The organism is Caulobacter sp. 1776 (assembly GCF_040545685.1).
Lineage (GTDB): Bacteria > Pseudomonadota > Alphaproteobacteria > Caulobacterales > Caulobacteraceae > Caulobacter.
The window spans coordinates 192147-214023 of record NZ_JBEPMI010000008.1; the positions used below are offsets into that span (position 1 = coordinate 192147).

General features: G+C 68.8%; 13 protein-coding genes. 11 read left to right on the forward strand and 2 right to left on the reverse strand.

Translation table 11 applies throughout. The features are described 5' to 3' along the window. Nucleotides 1-19 precede the first annotated feature (19 nt). The 11 genes from ABIC66_RS21595 to ABIC66_RS21645 all read left to right on the forward strand — a co-directional run bounded on the left by ABIC66_RS21595 (nucleotide 20) and on the right by ABIC66_RS21645 (nucleotide 15590). Nucleotides 20-502, forward strand: coding sequence for an Hcp family type VI secretion system effector (locus ABIC66_RS21595; protein ID WP_354073001.1), 483 nt, complete (start codon nucleotides 20-22; stop codon nucleotides 500-502). A 42-nt stretch (nucleotides 503-544) separates the two neighbouring features. After that, entirely contained in the window at nucleotides 545-1330 is a 786-nt protein-coding gene (locus tag ABIC66_RS21600; RefSeq protein ID WP_354073002.1) for a type VI secretion system accessory protein TagJ, read from the forward strand. Beyond that, nucleotides 1330-1863, forward strand: coding sequence for a type VI secretion system baseplate subunit TssE (tssE, locus tag ABIC66_RS21605; protein ID WP_354073004.1), 534 nt, complete (start codon nucleotides 1330-1332; stop codon nucleotides 1861-1863). Before ABIC66_RS21600 ends, tssE begins: the two co-directional genes overlap by 1 nt. Before the next feature lie 3 nt (nucleotides 1864-1866). Then, on the forward strand, nucleotides 1867-3732 hold the full coding sequence (gene tssF, locus ABIC66_RS21610; RefSeq protein ID WP_354073006.1) for a type VI secretion system baseplate subunit TssF: 1866 nt from the start codon (nucleotides 1867-1869) through the stop codon (nucleotides 3730-3732). Then, nucleotides 3696-4754, forward strand: a complete 1059-nt coding sequence (gene tssG / locus ABIC66_RS21615) for a type VI secretion system baseplate subunit TssG (RefSeq protein ID WP_354073008.1) — start codon at nucleotides 3696-3698, stop codon at nucleotides 4752-4754. Before tssF ends, tssG begins: the two co-directional genes overlap by 37 nt. Then, on the forward strand, nucleotides 4751-7444 hold the full coding sequence (gene tssH, locus ABIC66_RS21620; protein WP_354073010.1) for a type VI secretion system ATPase TssH: 2694 nt from the start codon (nucleotides 4751-4753) through the stop codon (nucleotides 7442-7444). The genes tssG and tssH overlap by 4 nt, the downstream gene beginning before the upstream one ends. A gap of 2 nt (nucleotides 7445-7446) precedes the next feature. Continuing rightward, entirely contained in the window at nucleotides 7447-10188 is a 2742-nt protein-coding gene (locus tag ABIC66_RS21625; RefSeq protein WP_354073012.1) for a serine/threonine-protein kinase, read from the forward strand. A 148-nt stretch (nucleotides 10189-10336) separates the two neighbouring features. Then, nucleotides 10337-10942, forward strand: coding sequence for an RNA polymerase sigma factor (locus ABIC66_RS21630; protein WP_354073014.1), 606 nt, complete (start codon nucleotides 10337-10339; stop codon nucleotides 10940-10942). Then, nucleotides 10908-11885, forward strand: coding sequence for a FecR family protein (locus ABIC66_RS21635; RefSeq protein ID WP_354073016.1), 978 nt, complete (start codon nucleotides 10908-10910; stop codon nucleotides 11883-11885). The genes ABIC66_RS21630 and ABIC66_RS21635 overlap by 35 nt, the downstream gene beginning before the upstream one ends. Nucleotides 11886-11977: 92 nt before the next feature. Continuing rightward, nucleotides 11978-14356: a TonB-dependent receptor gene (locus ABIC66_RS21640; RefSeq protein WP_354073018.1), complete on the forward strand. Its 2379-nt coding sequence runs from the start codon at nucleotides 11978-11980 to the stop codon at nucleotides 14354-14356. A gap of 4 nt (nucleotides 14357-14360) precedes the next feature. Next, nucleotides 14361-15590, forward strand: a complete 1230-nt coding sequence (locus ABIC66_RS21645) for a ComEC/Rec2 family competence protein (protein WP_354073019.1) — start codon at nucleotides 14361-14363, stop codon at nucleotides 15588-15590. A 108-nt stretch (nucleotides 15591-15698) separates the two neighbouring features. Here ABIC66_RS21645 and ABIC66_RS21650 read toward each other — a convergent pair whose 3' ends face one another. Together ABIC66_RS21650 and ABIC66_RS21655 are read right to left on the reverse strand one after the other, a co-directional pair. Further along, entirely contained in the window at nucleotides 15699-18683 is a 2985-nt protein-coding gene (locus ABIC66_RS21650) for a TonB-dependent receptor plug domain-containing protein (RefSeq protein WP_354073020.1), read from the reverse strand. Between the two features lie 125 nt (nucleotides 18684-18808). After that, nucleotides 18809-21847, reverse strand: coding sequence for a glycosyl hydrolase family 28-related protein (locus ABIC66_RS21655; RefSeq protein ID WP_354073022.1), 3039 nt, complete (start codon nucleotides 21845-21847; stop codon nucleotides 18809-18811). Between the last annotated feature and the right edge of the window lie 30 nt (nucleotides 21848-21877).

The following is a 21877-nucleotide window of genomic DNA, read 5'->3' on the forward strand; positions in this document are numbered from 1 at the left end:
CTCGTGAGGAGAGCGCCTTATGGCCGTGGATATGTTCCTGAAACTTGAAGGCATCAGTGGCGAGTCCAAGGACAGCACCCACAAAGGAGAGATCGACGTCCTGGCCTGGAGCTGGGGCATGACGAACTCGGGCACCGCCCACGTCGGCGGCGGCGCCGGCGCCGGCAAGGTCAATGTCCAGGATCTCTCGTTCACGAAGTACGTCGATCTCGCCTCGGCTCCGCTGATGCTGGCGGCGGCCAACGGCAAGCACATCAGCAAGGCCACCCTGGTGGTGCGCAAGGCCGGCGAAACGCCGCTGGAATATATCACCATCACCATGACCGACGTCCTGGTGACTTCGGTCTCGACCGGCGGCAGCGGCGGCGAAGACCGTCTCACCGAGAACGTCTCGCTGAACTTCGCCAAGGTCGAGGTCTCGTACAAGGAGCAGTCGCAGGCGGGTAAGGCCGCCGGCACCGGCGACTTCAAGTGGGATATCGCGGGCAACGTGAAATTCTAACGGCTCGCGCCAGTCCTCGGCGAGATCATGAAATCAATGACGATGAACGCCGATGACCTGCTGCGCGCCGGTGATCTGGACGGCGCGCGCAAGGCCCTTGTCGAAAGGGTCAAGCGCGCGCCGGACGATCAGCCGGCCCGCATGTTCCTGTTCCAGTTCTTCTGCGTGCTCGGCGAGTGGGACAAAGCCCTGGCCCAGTTGAAGGCCCTGGCCCAGCTGTCGCCCGAAGCCCAGATGCTGGTGGTCGCCTACAACACGGCGATCAAGGCCGAGATCGAACGCGAAGAGGCCTTCGCCGGCCGCGCCCCACCCGCCCTGCTGGTCAGCGGCGAGGCGTGGACGGGCGATCTGGCCACCGCGCTGGGCGCCACGATCCAGGGCCGCGAGGACGAGGCAAGGGCCGCGCGCGATCGCGCCTTCGACGCCGCGCCCGACACCCCCGGACATTTCAACGACCAGCCCTTCGACTGGATCGCCGACGCCGACCCGCGCTTCGGCCCGTCGTTCGAAGCCTTCGTCCGTGGCCGTTGGGGCCTGATCCCGTTCGAGGCCGTCGCCAAGATCACCAGCGACGGCCCCGAAGATCTGCGCGACCTCGTGTGGCTGCCCGTCGAGATCGAGTTCAAGACCGGTCAGTCGGTCGGCGCCCTGCTGCCGGCCCGTTATCCCGGCACGCCCCGCGAGGCGGACGCCAATCTGCTGCTGTCGCGCGCCACCGACTGGCGCGACGCCCCGCTCGGCGCCCAGGCCGTCGGCCAGAAGCTTTGGTCGCTCGGCGGCGACGACGAGGTCGGCGTCCTGGCCCTGCGTCGGCTGGTCTTCGCGTGATGGCGACACGGATCAACCCCACCCTGTTCGACAAGTTGGTCGCCGACCTCGACATCGACGGCCTGCGCGACGATCCCAAGATCGAGGCCGGCCAGGTCAGCCGCGCGTCGACGCTGCGGCTCTACCCGGTCATGAAATTGGAGCGCTTCAACGAGTCCGCCCTGCGGGCCACGGTGCTGCGCGAACTGAACTGGATCCTCAACACCACCCATCTGGGTTCGGTCCAGAACCTGAAGGCCTATCCCGAGGTGGCGACCTCCGTGCTGAACTATGGCGTGCCGGATATGGCGGGCAAGCTGCTGCAGCGCGGCGCGATCCAAGCCCGGGCCCGCGAGATCAAGGAAGGCATCCGCCGCTACGAGCCGCGCATCGCGCCGCGCCGGCTGGAGGTGACGGTCGCCACCGCCGCCGCCAAGCCCAACGCGGTCACCTTCGTCATCCGCGCCGACGTCACCAGCGCCGTGAAGGCCCTGCCGGTCGAGTTCAAGACGGACGTGGAGATCGACACCGGCTCGGCGACCCTGCGGGAGTAGCGCATGGATCCCCGGCTGCTCAGGGCCTATAACGAGGAACTGCTCTATCTTCGCGAGACAGCGCGCGAGTTTGGCGAGGAGTATGAGTCCGTCGCCGGGCGCCTCGGCCTGAACGCCCCGGCCGACACCGACCCCTATGTCGAGCGCCTCTTGGAGGGCGTGGCCTTCCTCGGCGCCCGGGTGAAGCTGAAGCTGCAGGACCAGTTCCCGGACTTCACCCAGCATCTACTGAACGCCATCCAGCCGCACTACCTGGCGCCGACGCCGTCGATGTGCGTCGTGGCGCTGGAGCCGCGCGAGGGTGATCACGCCATCGCCGCGGGCTTCAAGGTGCCGCGCCTGACCGAGATGTCGGCCACGGGCCGCGACGACGCCTCGACGCCGGTGACCTTTCGCACTGGTCAGGACGTCACCCTATGGCCTCTGCGGATCACCGAGGCGGAGTATCTGCCGACCCGCGCGGCCGTCTCGCCCTATGCGGGCGCGGCGGGCGTGCGCGCGGAGGCGGGCCTGCGCCTGAAGTTCGCCGGCCTGGGCGGCGTCCCGCTGTCGGCCTTCGCGCCGGACGCCCTGCCGATCTATCTCGACGGCTCCGAGGTCGTGCCCGGCGAGCTCTATCGCCAGCTGATCGGCGACGCCGTCGCCACCGTCGCTCGTTCGGTGGACTCCGCGGCCGGCGCAGCGGCCTGGGTCAAGCTGCCGCTGGCCGAGCAGCATGGCTTCGAGGAGGAGTGCGCCCTGCTGCCCAACGGCCGGCGCTCGTTCCGGGGCTATAGGGTGTTGTCCGAATATTTCGCCTGCCCCGAGCGCTTCCTGTTCGTGCGTCTGCGCGAGCTGGGCAAGGCGTTCGCCGGCTGTCAGGGCGAGTGCGAGGTGGTGCTGCTGTTCAATCGCGCGGCCAGCGCGCTGGCCGGAGCGGTGTCGCCCGCGAACTTCCGCCTCTTCGCCACCCCAGCCATCAATCTGTTCGAGAAGCAGATCGATCGCGTCGCGATCAACGAGTTCGATCACGAGCATCAGCTGATCGCCGACCGCACCCGGCCACTGGATTTCGAGATCTATCGCGTCCTGGACGTCACCGCCTATTCGCAGAAGAACGGCGACGCCCGCCCGGTCGCGCCGTTGCACGCCTTCGGCAGCCTGCTCTACGACTGGAGCGAGGCGCTGTTCTACATCACCCGCCTACGTCACCGGCGTCTGTCGACCAAGGAGCAGCGCCTGCGCCGCCGGGCCGACTATCTGGGCACCGAGACCTGGATCAGCCTGGTCGCCCCCGGTGAGCCCAAGCGGCTGGAAAGCATCTATGAACTGGGCGTCCGGGCTCTGGTCACCAATCGCGAGCTGGCCGAGAATCTGCGGGTCGGCGGGACCACCGACTTTCGGATCAGCGGCGTGCCGGTCAAGGCCGCGACGATCGTCCGCGCGCCGACCAAGCCGCGCCCGCCCATGGGCATCAGCGACGGGGCCTGGCGGGTCATCGGCCATCTGACCCCGAACTACGCCGCGTTCGCGCTCGACAACGACGACGATCCGTCGGTGTTGCGCGACCACCTGGCGCTGTACGGCCGCACCGACGATCCGCACCTGCGTCGCCAGATCGACGGCGTGCTGGCGATCCGCTCCGAGCCGGTGACCCGCCGGGCGCCCGGCGCCGGTCGCGGCGCCTTCGCCCGCGGCCAGCGCCTGCGCGTGAAGCTGGACGACGCCCCGTTCGAGAACGGCCGGATGTTCCTGTTCTCGGCGGTGCTGGAGCGCTTTCTCGGCGAATTCGCCACCGTCAACGCATTCACCGAAAGCGTCTTCGACAGTCCCCAGGAAGGAACCTTCGCGCAATGGCCCCCGAGAATGGGCGAACGTCGCAACATCTAGACTTTCTTCGCCGGGCGGCGGAGCAGGCGCGGCGGTTCGGCCTGTTCGGGCTGCTGCGCGCGGCGGAGGCGCGCGCCGCCGACCTGCCCCGCATCGGCGACGCCCGCCTGCCCGCGCAGAACCTGGTCGACCTGGCCCAGACCCCGGCCCTGGGTTTCCCAGGGTCGACGCTGGACAGCATCACGGTCAATGGCGGCCGCGCCCGGGTCCAGGGCTACTGGCTCGGCCTGACCGGGCCGATGGGGCCCCTGCCTCTGCACATGACCGAGTTCGCGCACTACGAGCGCCGCTACGCCAAGAAGCACCCGTTCGGCCGGTTCCTCGACGTGCTGGCGGGGCGCATGCTGCAGTTCTTCTACCGCGCCTGGGCCGAGTCCAACCCGGCCGCCAATGCCGACCGGCCGCGCGACGACCGCTTCGCCTCGTATCTCGCCGCCTTGACCGGCGCCGCCGACGGCGTACGCGAAGACGCGGCGTTCCCGGCCCGCGCGCGCCTTTACTACGCGGGCCTCTACGCTTCGCGGCGCAGCGCGGCGGGGATCGAGGATGCGGTCGCCGATCTGGTGGGCTCGCCGGTTCGCCTGATCGAGTATCAACCGCGCTGGCGCGACATCGAGCCCGCCGACCAGACGCGCCTTGGCGGCGCTTTCAGCCAGCTGGGCGGAGACGCGGTCTGCGGCCGCCGGGTCAGCACCGTCAGCGACGCCTACCGCATCGCCGTCCACGTCGACACCTATCGCGCCTACGAGGATCTGATGCCCGGCGGCCCGCGCTTCGCGGTCGTGGCCGAGGCGCTGGACTCGTTCGCCCCCTCTCACCTGGAATGGGACCTGGAGGTCGAGGTCAGCGAAGCCGCGATGCGTCCCACCACCCTGGACGGCCGCGCCCGCCTGGGCTGGACCAGCTGGATGAACCCGCCGCTCGGCTGCGGCCCCCGCGCAGAGACCCGCCTGGGGCCCAGCGCCCGCCGCATCGCTCGAAACGCCACCAAGAGTACGACCGTGAGAAGAGGCGCCGCATGACCGAGATCAACCGCTCCGCACTGTTCGGTCGCCTCAGCCCCACCGGTCTCAAGAGCATCGAGACGGCCACCGGTTTCTGCAAACTCCGGGGCAATCCGTATGTCGAGCTGGCGCATTGGATCCACATCCTGCTGCAGGATCCGCGCAATGACGTCGGCGTGATCCGCGCCCGCTTCGGTCTGGACGAAGTCAAGCTGGTCCGCGACGTGGTCGCCGCCCTGGACGCCCTTCCCCGCGGCGCCACGGCGATCTCCGACTTCTCGCCGCAGATCGAGGAGGCCATCGAGAAGGGTTGGCTCTACGCCTCGCTGATGTTCCAGGCCGGCAAGGTTCGCACCGGGCACTTGATGTTCGGCATGCTGAAGACTCCGACCCTGCGCAACGCGCTGTTCTCGATCTCGTCGGAGTTCCGCAAGATCGCCGCCGACGCCCTGGCCGACGGCTTCGATCAGATCGTGGCCGGCTCGGCCGAGATCGGCGGCGCGCCGATCGCGGAAGCCGCGGCCGAAAGCGCCGGAAGTTCCGCCGATCCGTTCGCCGCCGGCGGCGAGACCCTGGCCAAATATTCGGTCGACCTCACCGCCAAGGCCCGTTCGGGCGAGATCGACGCCATCGTTGGCCGCGACGCCGAGATCCGCCAGGTCATCGACATCCTGCTGCGCCGCCGCCAGAACAACCCGATCCTCACGGGCGAGGCCGGCGTCGGCAAGACGGCGGCGGTCGAGGGTCTGGCGCGCCGCATCGTCGATGGCGACGTGCCGCCGGCGCTGAAGGACGTGACCCTGCGCGCGTTGGACATCGGCCTGCTGCAGGCCGGCGCGGGGGTGAAGGGCGAGTTCGAAAAGCGCCTGCGCCAGGTGATCGACGAGGTGGAGTCCTCGCCCAGGCCGATCATCCTGTTCATCGATGAAGCTCACACCCTGATCGGAGCCGGCGGCCAGGCCGGCTCGGGCGACGCGGCCAATCTGCTGAAGCCCGCCCTGGCGCGCGGACGTCTGCGCACGATCGCCGCCACCACGTGGTCGGAGTACCGCCAATATATTGAGAAGGACCCCGCGCTGACCCGCCGCTTCCAGACCGTCCAGGTCGGCGAGCCCGAGACGGATGTCGCCGTCTCGATGCTGCGCTCGGTCGCGCCGGCCATGGAAAAGCACCACCAGGTCATCATCCTGGACGAAGCCGTCGAGGCGGCGGTCAAGCTTTCCCAGCGCTATGTCCCGGCCCGTCAACTGCCCGACAAGGCCGTCAGCCTGCTCGACACCGCCGGCGCGCGCGTCGCCGTCTCGCAGCACGCGACGCCCGCCGCCGTCGAGAACCGTCGGCGGCGTGTCGAGCTGCTAAACGTCGAGTTGGAGATCGCCACCCGCGAGGCCGAGGGCCACTATACGAACGGCGGCCGCGTCGATCGGCTGCGGGAAGAGATCGCCGCGGCCCAGTCGGAGCTCGATCTGATCGAGACCCAATGGGCGGCCGAGAAGGACGCTATCGCCAGGCTCAAGGAAGCTCGCCAGGCGCTGGCCGAGGCCAAGGCGGCCGGCGCGCCCGACCTCGTCGACCGCAAGGCGGCGCTGGACTCGGCCCTGCGCGCGGTCGCCGCCGTCCAGCGCGACAACCCGATGGTCTTCGCCGAGGTCGACGCCGACGCCGTCGCCGCCGTGGTTGGCGATTGGACCGGCATCCCGGTCGGACGGATGGTCAAGGACGAAATCGCCTCGGTCCTGACCCTGGCCGACCAGCTCAAGCGTCGCGTGGTCGGTCAGGACCACGCGATGGACGCCATCGCCAAGCGCATCCAGACCAGCCGCGCCAAGCTGGACAATCCCAACAAGCCGGTCGGCGTCTTCATGCTGGCCGGTCCCTCGGGCGTCGGCAAGACCGAGACGGCGCACGCCCTCTCGGAACTGCTCTATTCGGGCGACGACAGCCTGATCGTCATCAACATGAGCGAGTTCCAGGAGGCCCACACCGTCTCGACCCTGAAGGGCGCCCCGGCCGGCTATGTCGGCTACGGGCAAGGCGGGGTCCTGACCGAGGCCGTGCGCCGGCGCCCCTACTCCGTGGTGCTGCTGGACGAGGTCGAGAAGGCCCACCCGGACGTCCACGAGATGTTCTTCCAGGTCTTCGACAAGGGCTACATGGACGACTCCGAGGGCCGTCACATCGACTTCAAGAACACCCTGATCCTGCTGACCTCCAATGTCGGCTCCGACCTGATCGCCTCGCTGTCCGAGGACGAGGAGATGAAGCCCGAGGCCGAGCCCCTGGCCCAGGCCCTGCGGCCTGAGTTGCTGAAGGTCTTTCCACCGGCCCTGCTGGGCCGCCTGATCGTGCTGCCCTACTACCCGCTGTCGCCGGCCATGCTGGAAGGCATCGTCCGCCTGCAGCTGGACCGCATCAAGAAGCGGATCGCCGAGAACCATGGTATTGTCTTCGCCTACGATCAGGCGGTCACGGCGCTGATCGTGTCGCGCTGCACCGAGGTGGCGTCGGGCGGCCGCATGATCGACGCCATCCTGACCAACACCATGTTGCCGGAATTGTCGGTCGTCCTGCTCGAGCGGCAGATGGCCGGCGAAGAAATAGCGAAGATTACCGTCTCGGTTGAGAACTCAACCTTCACCTATGCGTTCGAACAGGTGGAAGCGTCACCACAGATCGACGCCGCTGTGATCCAGGAAGCCGTGGCCTGAGCATGTCCGACGACCCCGCTGACGACGTGGCCTCGACCACCGGCTTCACCCAGTCCTCGCTGGGCCCGTCCTCGGGCAAGCGCGGCTCCCGAAAGGCCGGTCGACAGGGCATTCTCCCGATCGGCTTCGTCCTGAACGGCATCTACGAGGTCAAGCGCTTCATTGCTCGCGGCGGCATGGGCGAGGTCTATGAGGGCGTCAACGTCAACGCCGACGAGCGCGTGGCGATCAAGGTCATCCTGCCCCACCTGGCCGCCGACCCGAAGGTCCAGGCCCTGTTTCGCAAGGAGGCCAAGACCCTCATCAGCCTGGCGCACCCGGCGCTGGTCCAGTACCGCGTGCTGGCCCGCGAGCCGCGCAAGGACCTGCTCTACATCGTCACCGACTATATCGACGGCGCGCCGCTCACCCAGCTGATCGGCAAGGGCCCGCCGCCCGCCACGGCGGAACTGGTGCGCTTGACACGACGCCTGGCCGAGGGCCTCGAGGCGGCCCACAGCCATGGCGCCATCCATCGCGACATCTCTCCGGAAAACATCCTGCTGCCCGACGGCGTGCTCAACCGCGCCAAGATCATCGACTTCGGCATCGCCAAGAGCATGGAGATCGGCGCCCAGACCGTGGTCGGCGACGGTTTCGCGGGTAAGCTGGGCTACGTCGCCCCCGAGCAGTTCGGAGACTTCGGACGCCGCATAGGACCCTGGACCGACGTCTACAGCCTTGGCCTGGTAGCCCTGGCCCTGGCCGGCGGCAAGGCGCCGGACATGGGCGCGACCCTGGTCGACGCGATTGATCGTCGCCGGGCGGGCCCCGACATCGACGCCGTGCCGGCGGTCTTGCAACCGTTGTTCGCGCGGATGTTGAGCCCCGATCCCCGCGACCGTCCCCAGACCATGGCGGCGTTGATCACGGCCCTCGACGCCCTGGACCTGTCGAACGAACCCTCGGTGACTCCGACGCCGTCCTGGGTCCCCGCCCACGACGCGCTGGCGTCGGATCTGGCGGCCGACGGCGAGCGGACGGTCGTGCATTTTGGCTCTGAGCCGCCATCGTGGCTCAGCGCCGAACCGCGCGCCGAGACCACGCCGCCGATCGCCGCCAGCCCCGAACCGCCGGAAGACACACCGGAGGAGCTTCCGCAGAGCCGTACGGTCTTCGCGCCGTCTCCGGTTTCAGAACCGAAGGACATCGTCCCACCCGTCGCAGCGGAGCCGCCTCTCCTCGTCACACAGGAAGAGGCCTCGCTTCCTGAGCCCACCGTCTTCTCGCCCGCGGCTGACGTTGATCCCGAACCCGCGATCGAGGATGAGGACGCCGCGCCCGCGATCGGCCGTGCCGACGACGTCTCGCTCGACGAAAAGGCCTTGCTCGAGCCTTCGGCGACCTTCGAGGACGACGAGGACGCCGTCTCGCCCGCCCCGCCCGCGATGGACTTCGCTTATGGCGCGGGTTCGAACGACGCCGAGACGCCCCCGCCACCGCAGGAACCTCCCCGCGCGCGCGCTCGACCGAACGGCAAGCTGATCGCGGTCGGCGCCGTGGCGGCCGTGGTTGTCGCGGGGATCGGCGTCACCATCCTGACGTCCCAGAACAAGGGACGGCTGCCCGCCCAGACCAGTCCAGCGGCCCAGGCCCCGCCTGCCTCTCCGGACGTCGTCCACGCCGAGCAAGCCATCGCGACCGCCCTCCCGAGCATTCCCTGTTCGTGGCTGACGGTCGGGCACGGCCAGGCTGGCGACGGCTCGACCAGCATCCAGGTCTCCGGCGCGGCGGGCGATCCGGCCGCCGTAAATCGCGCTGTGGCCTCGGCCGCCCGTCAAGCGGGCTCGGCGGGCCTGCAGATCGATTCCACCGGCGTTCTGGCGGCCGACCAAGCCGCTTGCCCGATGCTCGACGCGGTTCGCGGCGCGCGCGACCCGAAGGCCGTCGCCACGCCGACCGTCGTCGCCCTTCAGACGCGCTTCGAGATCGATCGCGGCATACAAGGCTGTCCCAAGGGTCTGTGGGCGCAGCCGGTCATCAACATCGCTCCCGATCCGTCGAAAAACTACAGCCTGGTCGCTGTCCAACCTTCGGGGCGCCTGGAGCAATTCGCCGCCAGCCGCGAGCAGCTGGACAGGCTCGCCGCCCGCAATCCCAATCTGTATCAGGACCTGGGCAATGGTCGCCATCGCGTCTCGATGTGCTTGAGCGAACCGGGCTTGGCGGGACTTCTGATGGTCGAGGGCTCCGGCCCATTCGATCTCGGCCTGCGCCCCGGCGCTGCCGCTAAGCCGCCACGAGATTTCGCCCAGCGCCTGAGCCAGCTTGCCAAGTCCAAAGGCTGGACGATGCAGATGGCCTGGTTCCAACTGGCCAACGATCAGCCGGACCAGCCCGACCTCCCTGGCTTGGACCCCGCCGCGCTTCGCGCCCAGAAGCAGGCCGAAGCCGCGCAGAAGGCCGCCGCCGCCGAAGCCGCCGCCAATGCCGCGGCGCCGGTCGTCGCCGCTCCGGCCCCCGAGCCCGAGAAGCTTCCCGCCGACTACGTGGTCTGTCGCCGTTTCGCCAACGGCGCCTGGGAGGAGCTGGGCTACGCGGCCCGCGCGACGTGTGTCGAGCGGGTGTTCGCCGGACGCTGCGACGTCCAGACGGGCCGCTCCGGCGACATCGAGCTGCGTCGTAGCGGCGACAACCTGCAGGCCAAGACCGGCAAGGGCTTCCGCAAGTGGCAAAACGTCGGCAAGTCGGACTGCAAGGGATAGTCGAACCGCGCATGTCAGGGCGCCGCGAGGTCCGGCGCCCGCTTCGAATGAGCCCTCGGTGCGCCATTTGGCGGCGAACCGCCGCCGAGCGGCTCTGGCGTCTTGCCTGCCACTAGCTGTCACAAAGGACTGGTAGCAAACTCGGCCCATGACCTTAGCCACCCACGAGCGGGCGATCTGGCTGGCGCGCAACGCGTTGCCGCACGAGCCGGCTCTGCGCGCCTGGTTGGCCCGCCGCCCGCTGGCCGGGCTGGAGGTCGACGACATCGTCCAGGAGACCTATGCGATCCTCGCCGCCCTGGAGCGGGTGGACCATATCCAGACCCCGCGCACCTACATGTTCGAGGTCGCCAAGTCGCTCGTGCTGCGCGCCCTGCGCCGTAGCCGCATCGTCGCCTTCGAAACCTTGGCCGAGGCCGAGAGCCTCGAGCCGCCTTGCGAGGCCCCCTCGCCCGAAACCGTGGCGGCCGATCGGCAGGACCTGACCCGCATCGCCGCCCTGATCGCCGGCCTTCCGACCAAATGTCGCGAGGCCTTCACCCTGCGCAAGGTTCTGGGTCTGTCGCAGCGCGAGGTCGCTCAGCGCATGGGCGTTTCGGAAAACACGGTCGAGAAGCATGTCGGAAAAGGCATCGGCAGGCTGATGGACGCACTGGGACGTGGCGGAAACGAACGCTTCCAGGCATCTAAGGACCGTATCGCCCTGGACCCGAGTGAAGTTGACCACGATCCGAGAAAGCAGCGCCGACATTGACGCCGCCGCGGCCGCCTGGGCCGCGCGCGCCGATCGAGGGCCGCTGTCGGACGAGGACCAGGCTGCCCTCGAGGCCTGGGCGGCGGAAGATCCGCGCCGGGCCGGCGCCTACGCCAAGGCCCTGGCCGTCAGCGTCCACCTCGACCGCGCCCGGGGCCTGGGCGCCGACTTCACGCCCGCCGCTCACCCCGTCGCGCGCGCCGCGGCCAAAGCCACGGAGCGCCGCCGCCTGCTCGCCACGGGCGGGGCTCTGGCCGCCGCCTCGGTGGTGGGCGCGATCGGCTATGGCGCGATGAGCTTCAAGGGCCGGATCACCACCGCCAAGGGCGACATCCGCCGCGCTCCGCTGGCCGACGGCTCGGCCGTGACCCTGAACACCGACACCGCTATCCGCGCGGCCTTCGACGGCAAGATGCGGCGCGTCGACCTGCTGCGCGGCGAGGCCTTGTTCGATGTCGCCAAGGACCCCGCTCGGCCCTTCGTGGTGGTGGCTGGCGACGTGCGGGTGCGGGCCGTGGGAACCAGCTTCACCGTGCGAGCCCATGCCGACGGCCAGGTCGGGGTGATCGTGCGCGAGGGCGTGGTGGAGGTCTGGCGGGGAGCGGAGGGCAAGCCCGTGCGCCTGGCGGCCGAACGCGCGATCCAGGTCGCCGCCGCCGGCGCCTTGACGCCCGCCACGGTCGGCGCGGCGGCCGTCGATCGGGCCATGGCCTGGCGCCAGGGCCAGCTCGACCTGGACGGCCTGACCCTGGGCCAGGCGGCGAGCGAGTTCGCCCGTTACTCCGACCGCCGCATCGTCATCGATGACCCCGCCGTCGCGAAGCTGAAGATGACGGGCCTGTTCTCGGCTAGCGACCCCGACGGCTTCGCCAAGGCGGCGGCGCTCAGCCTGGGCCTGACGGCGACCCCGCAGACCGACGGCGTGCGCCTGAGCCGCGGTTGAACTTTTTTCGGAGCGGGCATGGCGGGAGTTTCGTCATCGAGGCTCCACCCCGATGAGGCCGGCGCGGGACCGGCGACATTCGGGGCGACATCATGATGCTGAAGCGAACCCTGGCCGGCGGCGCGGCGGCCCTGGCCTTGATGGCCTGCGCCTTGCCGGCGGCCGCCCAGCAACGCGCGTTCGACGTGCCCGCCCAGAGCGCGGTCTCCGCGATCTCGGCCTTCGCCCGCCAGGCCGGCCTGCAGGTCGTGGCTCCGGCCGACGGCCTGGAAGGCGTGCGCACCCAGGCGCTGAAAGGCGCGATGGACGCGCGGGCCGCCCTGCGCAGACTGATCGAGGGCACGGGTCTCGAAATTGTCTCGGACAGCGGCGGCGTCATCGTCCTGCGTCGCGCGACCACCAAGGCGGGCGAGACCGTCGAGATCGAGCCCACCGCGCTCGACACCATCATCGTCACCGCCCAGAAGCGCGAGGAGGCCGCGCAAGGCGTGCCGATCTCGCTGACCGCCTTTTCCGGCCGTGCGGTCGAGACCTATCGCCTGGAGAGCCTGCGCGACATCTCGCGCCTGACGCCGGGTCTGCTGGTCTCGGCGTTCAGCCAGAGCAGCCCGACCATCGCCGTGCGCGGCGCGACCAACACCTTCACCCAGATCGGCGCCAACAAGCCGGTGGCCGTGGTCATCGACGACCTGTTCATTCCTCGCAACAGCGCCGCGACCTTCGAGCTCTATGGCCTGAACTCGGTGCAGGTGCTGAAGGGCCCGCAGGGCACCCTGTTTGGCCGCAACGTCACCGGCGGGGCCATCGTGCTGGACACGGGCAAGCCGGTCTTCGGCGACGCGTCGGGCTCGGTCCGGATCGGCGGGGGCGATTTTGATCTGAAGCAGATCGATGGTCGGGTGGATATCCCCGTAGGCGACGCCCTGGCCCTGCGCTTCGCCGGCTCGCTCAAGCAGCACGACGGCTATGGCAAGGATCGCCTGACCGGCCGCGAGCAGGATGACCTCGACAGCCGAAGCGTCCGCGCCCAGGCCCGCCTGCGCGCCAAAGACGGCCTCGAGGTGCTGCTCGGTGCGGACTACGCCGAGGATCACAACGGCGGTCGCACCCTGTCGTCCAAGGCCGCCGGCGCCGATGGCGACCGGCGCACCTCGGAACTCGGTTACGCCCAGGACTTCGCTCGCAATCAGTGGGGCGCGTCGGCCCGGATCTACTGGAGCGCGCCGGTCGGCCAGGTCACCGCCATCACCGGCTATCGCTGGTCGCAGTCGGGCGAGGACTATTCGGGGGTCGGGGCCAGCTATCGCTTCCTGACCGGGACCAACACCCAGAGCGTCAACCGCGATGTCGACGACGTGGGTCTCTTTTCGCAGGAGGTCCGCTGGGCCAGCCCGAAATGGTCGCGCGGCGACCTGGTGGCCGGCCTCTATGTCGCCGACGAGGACGCCAAGCGCCAGCTGCGCACGCGGGGCCTGGCGGCCGTCACCGGGGCGACGTCTTCCGACGTCCTGACCGACCAGGCGGTGAAGACCAGGAGCTACGCCGCCTTTGTCGACGGCACGGTCCACCTGCCGGCCGCCTTCGACCTGACGGTCGGGGCCCGCTACACCCACGACGAGAAGACCGCCTCGCTGGTCCGCACCGACTTCGTCCGCCCGGCCACCGGCAGCTTCGCGGCCCACGGACTGAAGGCCGATTGGAGCGAGGTCACGCCCCGCGCCGTCCTGAGCTGGACGCCGCGCGAGGACTTCAAGCTCTATGGCAGCGTCACGCGCGGCTACACGGCGGGCGGCTTCAACACCGACGCGGCGACGCTGACGGCCCTGACCCAACCGTTCGATCCCGAGACCGTCACCAACTACGAACTGGGCATGAAGTCCCAGTGGCTGTCCGACACCCTGCGGGTCAACGCCTCGGTTTTTCACATGGACTACAAGGACAAGCAGGAGCTGTTCTTCAACAACCTGACCCGGGTTCTCACCATCACCAACGCCGGCCAGGCCACGGTCGAGGGCGCGGAGCTGGAGGTGACCTGGCGCCCCCTGCCCTGGCTGAACCTGATGGGCAACTACGGCCTGCTGGACACCGTCTACGACAATTTCGTCATTCCGGGCGGGGCGGTGAACACCGGCAACCCGCTGGGCTCGTCGCCACGCGACAAGGGCGCCCTGGCCGCCGACGTCCGCATCCCGCTGAACGGCGCCGGATACCTCACCGGCGCGCTGAACTGGGCCTATACCGACGGCTACTATACCGGCGCGACCAAAGACCCGAACCTGCACATCGAGTCCTACGCCCTGACCAATCTGTCGCTCGGTTACGAGAGCCGCGACGGGCGCTGGATGCTGACGGCTTGGGCCAAGAACCTGGGCGATGTCGACTACCTGCTGACGCCGTCCACCCAGGGCGTGCTCGCCGAGTATCTGGGCGAGCCCCGTACGGTCGGCGTCATGCTGTCGGCGAAGTTCTGAGGCCGTGGCCATCGCGTACACCCGGCGCGGCCTATTGCTCGGCGCCGCGGCGCTGGGCGCGGCTGGTTCGCTCGCGGACGAGGACGTGGTCGGCCAGCCGCTTCGTCCCTGGCGGCGCGGTTGGCTCGACATCCATCACGTCGCCACGGGTCGGGGCGACTCGACGCTGATCATCGGGCCGGACGGCTCCAGCCTGATGATCGACGCCGGCGCCTCGGCGACGCCGCCGCCCGCCGGCCTGGACATCCGCCCGGGCCCGGAGCGGCGGGCCGGAGAATGGATCGGTCGCTATGCCCGCCGCCATCTGGCCGCCGCACGCTCGGAGCCCCGGCTGGACGCCTTTTTGGTCAGTCACCTGCATCCCGACCATATCGGCGACGTAGGACCCGACACGCCGCCGGCGCCGAGCGGAGCCTATCGGTTGACCGGGGTCAGCGACGTCGCCGCGTCGCTGCCGATCGGCCTGCTGGTCGATCGCGGCTATCCCGACTACGCCTATCCGAAGCCCTGGGACGCGCCCTTCGCCCGCAACTACGTCGCCTTCGTGCGTGAGCGGATCCGCGCCGGCGGTGGGGTCGAGCGATTTCGGGTCGGCGCCGCCGACCAGTTCGCGCTTCCCGACGTCGAGCTCCGCAACCTGGCAGCCAATGGCGAGGTCTGGACCGGACGCGGGACCGAGACGCGCCGGCTGTTTCCCCCGATCGCCAGCCTGGCCAAGGACGATCTCCCCGATGAGAACGCCTGCTCCACCGCGATCCGCCTGCGCTACGGCGCATTCGGCTATTTCGCGGCCGGCGACCTGACCAGCCACGACTTCTACGGCGCCCTGCCCTGGCGCGACGTTGAAACGCCCGCCGCGGAGGCCGCCGGTCCGGTGGACGTGGCGGTGGCCGCCCATCACGGCATGTTCGACGCCACCGGCGCGGCCGTCGTGCGAGCGCTCAGACCGCGGGCATGGATCATCCAGGGCTGGCACGCGGCCCATCCCAGCACGGACGCCCTGGAGCGGATGCTCAGCACCCGTCTCTATCCTGGTCCGCGCGACGTCTTCGCCGCCGGGCTCTCGGCGGCCAATGAACTGGCTCACAAATGGCTGACCGACCGGCTGGCCGCGCGACAAGGCCACCTTGTGGTACGGGTGGCGCCGGGCGGCGAGCGCTATCGGATCGTCGTCACGGACAATCGCGACGAAGCTGATCGCGTGCTGTCGATATGGGGCCCTTGGTCCGCCTAGGAGATCACGCTCCCCGCTCAATAAATCGCCCGAGCCACGGAAGGGCTGAAAGCCGATCCGGGCCCGGGCGTCGCCGTCCAGGGGGGAGGTGGAGTAGACGGCTCCGAGTTAGAAGCTGTAGCGCAGGCCGACGTGGTAGAAGCGGCCCAGCAGGTCATAGAGCGCCGGGTTGGCGTCCAGGCCAGTGTTGGTCTGGGGCGACGGGGTCGGATCGCGGTTCAGCAGGTTGTCGACCTTGCCGTAGAGCTGCAGGCCGTTGCCGAACTTGTACGAAGCGCTGACGTCGACGTAGGTCGCACCGCTCATGTGGTTGTAATCGATGGTCGGTCGGCTGCCCGTCGAGATAGGGCAGCTGCCGGGCTTGCACTCGACGTATTCGGTGGTCGTTCCGCCAAATCTGCCGTCGCTGAACCAGCGCTCTTGGACGCTGAGGGCGAAGCGGTCGTTGTCCCAAGACTGGATGGCCAGGAATTTCCAGTCCGGCGTGGCGCCGGAGTTCTGGCCGGCCGAGTCGACGGCGACCGCTCCAGGGATGCCGGGATTGGTGACGAATTTGTGCGTGTTCGTCGCCAGGCCCCGGACCGCGAAGCGGCCGGGCACGCCGGGCAACTCGAACCGGTAGCTGCTCTCGATGTCGAAGCCGCTGGTCTTGATCGACGCCAGGTTAAACGTCTGAGAGTTCACGAAGGCCGACGGCGGGTTGAGATTGAAACCGCCGCAGAACTGGGTGAGGCCCGCATAGCAGAAGTTGACGATCTGCTGAGCGCCCAGGCTGGAGATGCCGCCATTGAGGACGATGTTGTACCAGTCGACCGAAACGCTGAAGCCCGGCAGCCATTGCGGGTTCGACAGCACCGCGCCGATGGTCACGTTCTTGGCGATTTCCGGCTTCAGATTCGGGTTGCCCACCACATTCTGCAGAACCGTCAGCGAGCCGCTGGAGGGCTGGCCGGCTGGCGGCGAGCCGTTCGAGGGAACGGTGAAGTTCGGCAGCGTGGTCGTCACCGGGGCGGCGAACAGTTCGGACAGGTTCGGCGCGCGGACGTCACGCGACGTGACGGCCCGCAGGCGGACGCCGTCAATCGGCGTGTCCCAGGTGGCGCCGACCTTCCAGGTGTAGACGGTGCCCGAGGTGCTGTAGTCGGTCCAGCGGCCGGCCATGTTGAGGTTGGCCTTGCCCGCCGCCTCGGAATTGAACAGCGGCAGGTTCACTTCGGCATAGGCTTCCTTCACCGAGTACTTGCCGGCGCCGGAGTGATAGTTGCCCGCGAACCAATTGGCGCCCGACGCATTCAGGATCGGATCGGCCGGGTAGTCGGCGGTGTTGGGCGAGTCCGTATTGCCGTCGCCGTAGGGGTCGCCTTGGACGTGGTATTGCTCCTTGCGCCACTCGCCGCCGAACGCCAGGGACACGGGGCCAGCCCACAGCGAGAAGGGCTCGCCGCTGAAGTTGATGCTGGCGACGTCCTGCTTCTGCACCGAGTGCTGGTAAGGGCCGTTCTTGGGCGCGATGTAGGCCAAAGCGGCCTCGCTGGGCCGCTGCCCGCCGAAGATATTGATCGGCACGCAGCCGTTGGCGCGCGCTATGGGATCGGCGCAGACGATCTGGCCGTTCACCGTCGTCGCCTGGACGGCCGCCCGATAGCGGGGCGTCAGCAGGATATCGCGAACGTGGATGTTCGTCGTGTTCTGCCCGTGGGTGTAATAGGCGTCGTAGCGCCATTCCTTGCCTAGGGCGTTGAACTTGCCGTCGGCGCCGATCACCCCGCGGAACTGGGTCCGCGTCGGATGAACGCTGATGTTGCGGGGCAGAAGCGCGTTGCTCGTGCCGAAGGTGAAGGTGGTGATGCCGTTGGCCGCGCAGGCCGCCACGATCGACGCCGGCAGGTAGGGATTCGAGCACGACATCGTCAGGCCGGTGGTGGCCGCGCCCGGATTGGGCTGGTTGCTGCTTTCCACGCGGGCGGCGTTGAAGGTGCCGTAGATTTCGTTGTTGTCGTTAATGTCGTAGCCGACGCGCGTATAGGCGTTCATCCGCTTGATGCGCGACTGCAACGACGTGCCGACGCCGACATTGCCCGACAGGTCGCCGCCGACGCAGAAGCCGCCATTCGAATAACAGCCGGTGACCGCGCCGTTGGCGGCCTTGGTCGGCGTGCCGCCGCCGTACTGGAACGTGAATGGATTGCCGGCCTGGTCGAAGGCCGTACCTTGCAGCGGGCCCGCGCTGATCAGGCCGTACTTAGTGTACTGATAGGCCTGGGCGTGCTCGCGATAGAGGTACTGCGGCGAGCCGTCGTTGGTGATCCCGCGGTTGACGAGCGTGGCGGTCGTGTACCAGTCGCGGCTGCCTGGCGCGTCTTCGCCGAAGCCGCCAGCCGGAACGCCCTCTTCCCAGTCGTATTCGCCGCTGACCTGCACGTGCAGGCGGTCGTCCATGAAGTTCTTGCCAGCCGCGACCTGGGCCAGCCACTGGTGGTTGTCGCCATAGGTCGTGACGCCGGTCATCACGTTGGCCTTGAGGCCCACGAACTTCTTGTTGGTGATGAAGTTCACCACGCCGCCGACCGCATCCGAGCCGTAGGAGGCCGAGGCGCCGCCGGTCACCACGTCCACGCGCTCGACCAGGAGTTGGGGGAAGAGGCTGATGTCGGGAACGCCGGTGACGTTGGCGGGCACGACCCGCTGGCCGTCCAGCAGGGTCAGGGTGCGAATGGTGCCCAGGCCCCGCAGCGAGAACGAGCTGAGGCCCTGCTGGCCGCTCGAGGTGCTGAACGTGCCCGTGGTCGCGCCGCTCGACCCCTGCAGTGACGGCAGCTGGGTGATGGCGGTGAAGATGTTGGGCTGGGCGGCCCGCTCGAGCTCCGCCTGGCCCAGGACCTGCGTCGGCGTCGGGGCGGTGAAGCCGGTGGACCGGATCCGTGTGCCCGTGACCACGATCTCCGTGACCACGCTGCTATTGTCCGACGCCGCCGGCGCCGGCGCTTGCTGAGCGCTGGCCGCCCCGGCCGCGAAAATCGTTACGAACGCGCTCGTGGCGAGCAAAGCGTTCAAGAAGGACGAACCCCCGCGCGTGCTACCGACAGCACTCATCCTGCAACCCTCCCAGTTTTTCATTGGACCACCTTCAGTGACCTCTCTGGAATTTGTCAGACGATGGGAGCGCTAACTATACGACCATGGTCGTAGCCCCCGCCGGCGCGTCTCTTGCTGTGAGGCTACTTGGCGCGCACCGCGTACAGCGCATGGTGCGTCAGTACGAACAGGGTCCGCTTGTCGGGGCCGCCAAAGACCAGCTGCAGCGGGCGTTCGGGAATGTCCACGCGCCCCAGTTCCTGGCCGTCCGGGCCATAGACGAACACCTGGCCGTTGGCGACGTAGACCCGCCCTTCCCCGTCCGTCGCGACGCTCTCGCCCCCTCGGTCGGCGAACGGCTTCAAGTCGGTGATCGCGCCTCGGCTTCCGATCAGACCGCTGTAGGTCTTGTTCTCGGAGCTGTTGGCGATGAAGACCCGCTGACCGGGCCTGGCGGCGACAAAGCCGTAGGTGTCGAGGGAGTCGGAAAAGCGAAGCCCTCGGTGGTCCGGCGGGCCGTTCTGGAAGACGCGATAGGCCGGCAAGACCAGGCTGCCATCGGGCGACACATATTCCCGGGGCTTCGGCAAGGCCATGTCACGGACGAACCGCTCGGCCAGGGTAGTGAACTCATAGGTCTTGAGGTCGAGCTGATCCTCGAACTCGCCGGTGTTCCACCAGTTGACCGGCGTCACCGTCGCCGCGGCCGGATGGTCGACCGCCTCGGTCGCGGCGATCACCTTGACCTCGGTGTCGGGACGGCCCGGTTTGAAGCTGTAGACCGAGCCGTTGCGGCCGTCCGACGACAGCACCAGCAGGTCGCCCGAGGCGTCGACGGCCAGGTTGACCGGGTCCAGCGTGTTGTCGCGCACGATCGACAGCTTGCGCGCCTGCGACCAGCTGTAGATGCGCTGATGGCGGCGGTCGGTGAAATACAGCGTCCCGGCCTGGTCCACCGCGCCGCCGCCCAGCGAATAGAAGCCGTCGGCGAGCTTTTCGACCCGCGCGCCGGCGGGGAAGACCGACGGGATCACCGGCGCAGGACTGGCGACCAGGTCCAGCGCCGCGAACTGGCGCTCGCGCGCCTCGAGCCCGCTGGTGACGTCCTGGATCGCGTTCTCGAACGGGTACTTGGTCAGGCGCGTGAAGGTCGCGCAGCCGTTCTCGTCGCAACCGCCGTAGCCGCTCTCGCCGTTGACCGCCACGTTGCGGAACCGGATGTCCCGCGAGTTGTAGATCTTGACCGCCGCGGCCGCCGGCCTGCGCGTTCGGGTGACGCGATAGCCATGATAGTTGGCGACCAGGATGTCGTGGGAATCGCGGATCTCCAGCGAGACGGTGTCCTCGCCCTCGCCAGCCTCCTCCTCGGTCTGCGGCGCCAAGAACTCCCAGTTGGCGACCCGGTTCAGGCTGATCTCGGTGCGCACGTGATGCTCGACCGAGGCCTGATAGACGTGGCCGGGCGTATCGGTGTCCGACACGTAGAGGCCCGAATAGGCGTAGGTGCTGGGGCTCCAGACGTTGGCGAACGTGCCGCCGCCGCCGTTCGTCACCCACAGGCTGGGATACTGGCCGGCCCAGCGCTTGGCCGGATCGGCGTCGGCCGTGGCGTTGGCGTTGTAGGGCGAGAACCGGGTCCCGTCGTAGAGATTGGTGCCGTGCCCGCCCTGGAACTTGACGTCGTCGACCAGGGAGTTGGCCCCGGCCGTCCACAGCAGGGCCGTGGCGCGCGGATTGATCCCGCCGGTATGCAAGCCCATCCCCGACACGATGTTGTCGCCCTTGTCGGCCGAGGCGACCAGGGCCTTAGGCGCGCCGACGCCCTGGTAGGCAGGCGTGCGGTCGGGCAGCACGATCTGGGTCAGGCTGGGGTGCAGGCCGATCAGCACGGTGTCCGGCCGCAGCCGCAGCGTGTCGGTGACCTGATAGAAGCCGGCCGGGAAATAGACCACGCGATGGGTGTCGATCGCCTTCTGGATCGCGGCGGTGTCGTCGGTAGCGTTGTCGCCCTTGGCGCCCAGCGTCCGCACATTGACCCAGTCGGCGACGGCTGGCAGGGCCCGGATCGCCGGCGGACACGGGGCCGGCAGGCGGGGGATGACCTCGGCCTTCATCTCGGTCTTATAGGCGCCCATCTGGCCCAGGCCCGGCAGGGTCAGGCCACGGGTGAACGACGAGACGCGATAGGTCCGGCCCCGGCCGGGCTCGGTCTTGCCGCTGTCGCGGAAGCGCGCGAACACCGGCGTGTTGAACGCCACCGCGTTCTCGAACCCGACCTGGGTGTAGACATTGGCCTCGTTGGAGATGACGACGGCGGCCTTGGAGACGTTCTCGAAGCGGACGTCCTTGCCCCACAGCCAGTCGCCGTAGCCGCGGTCGATCTCGATCCCGACCGGCGTGTCGCGCAGGGCGACATTGACCAGGGTCAGGCCGGCCTCATGCTCGCGGATCGCCGCGTCGCGCTGCCCCTCGAAGGTCGAGTCCAGCAGCACGAAGCCCCAGGCCGGCGACGGCTTCTCGGCCAGGATGCCGTAGCGACCGCCCTTGAAATGCAGGTCCTCGGCCTCGTTGGCGACGTGGTACAGGCCCGCCAGGCCCGAGCCGATGTCGAAGTCCATGTGGCTGAGATAGGCGTGCTGGGCGGCGTGGAAGCGGATCGCCGTCGCCGCCGGATTGCCCTTGCCGATCCTGAAGTCGATATTGTTCATCGCCGAGTAGAAGGTGGCCGGATTGCCGTCGGCGATGTCCTTGTTGAACGGCACGCTCCCCGGCGGCGGGAAGGCGATCCGTCGCGCCGGATCGGGCTTGGCGCCGGCGAAGATCAGCATATTGGCCAGGCCCGTCTGGAAGCCCGGCGTGGCGTCGCCCAGCAGGATCAACGGCCGTTTGGGCCCGACACCGAACACACGGACGCCGGGCCACAGGAAGATCGTCCTGCTGATCCGATAGCGCCCCGAGGGTAGGAAGACGAGACCTCCGCCCGGCTTGGCCGCTGCGGCGTCGATCGCGGCCTGGATCGCGCCGCTGTCGTCGGCGCGGCCGTCGCCTATGCCCTTCACCACGACGGCAGTGGGATCGTCGGGCGCCGTCGCGAAGACCGAGGTCGAGGCTCCAGCTGGCCGCCCCGCCGCCGACGCCAACACGACCAGAGCCGCGCCCAGAACGACGAGCCAACGCTTCATACTGAAACTCCCCTGCCCCACGGCGGACCG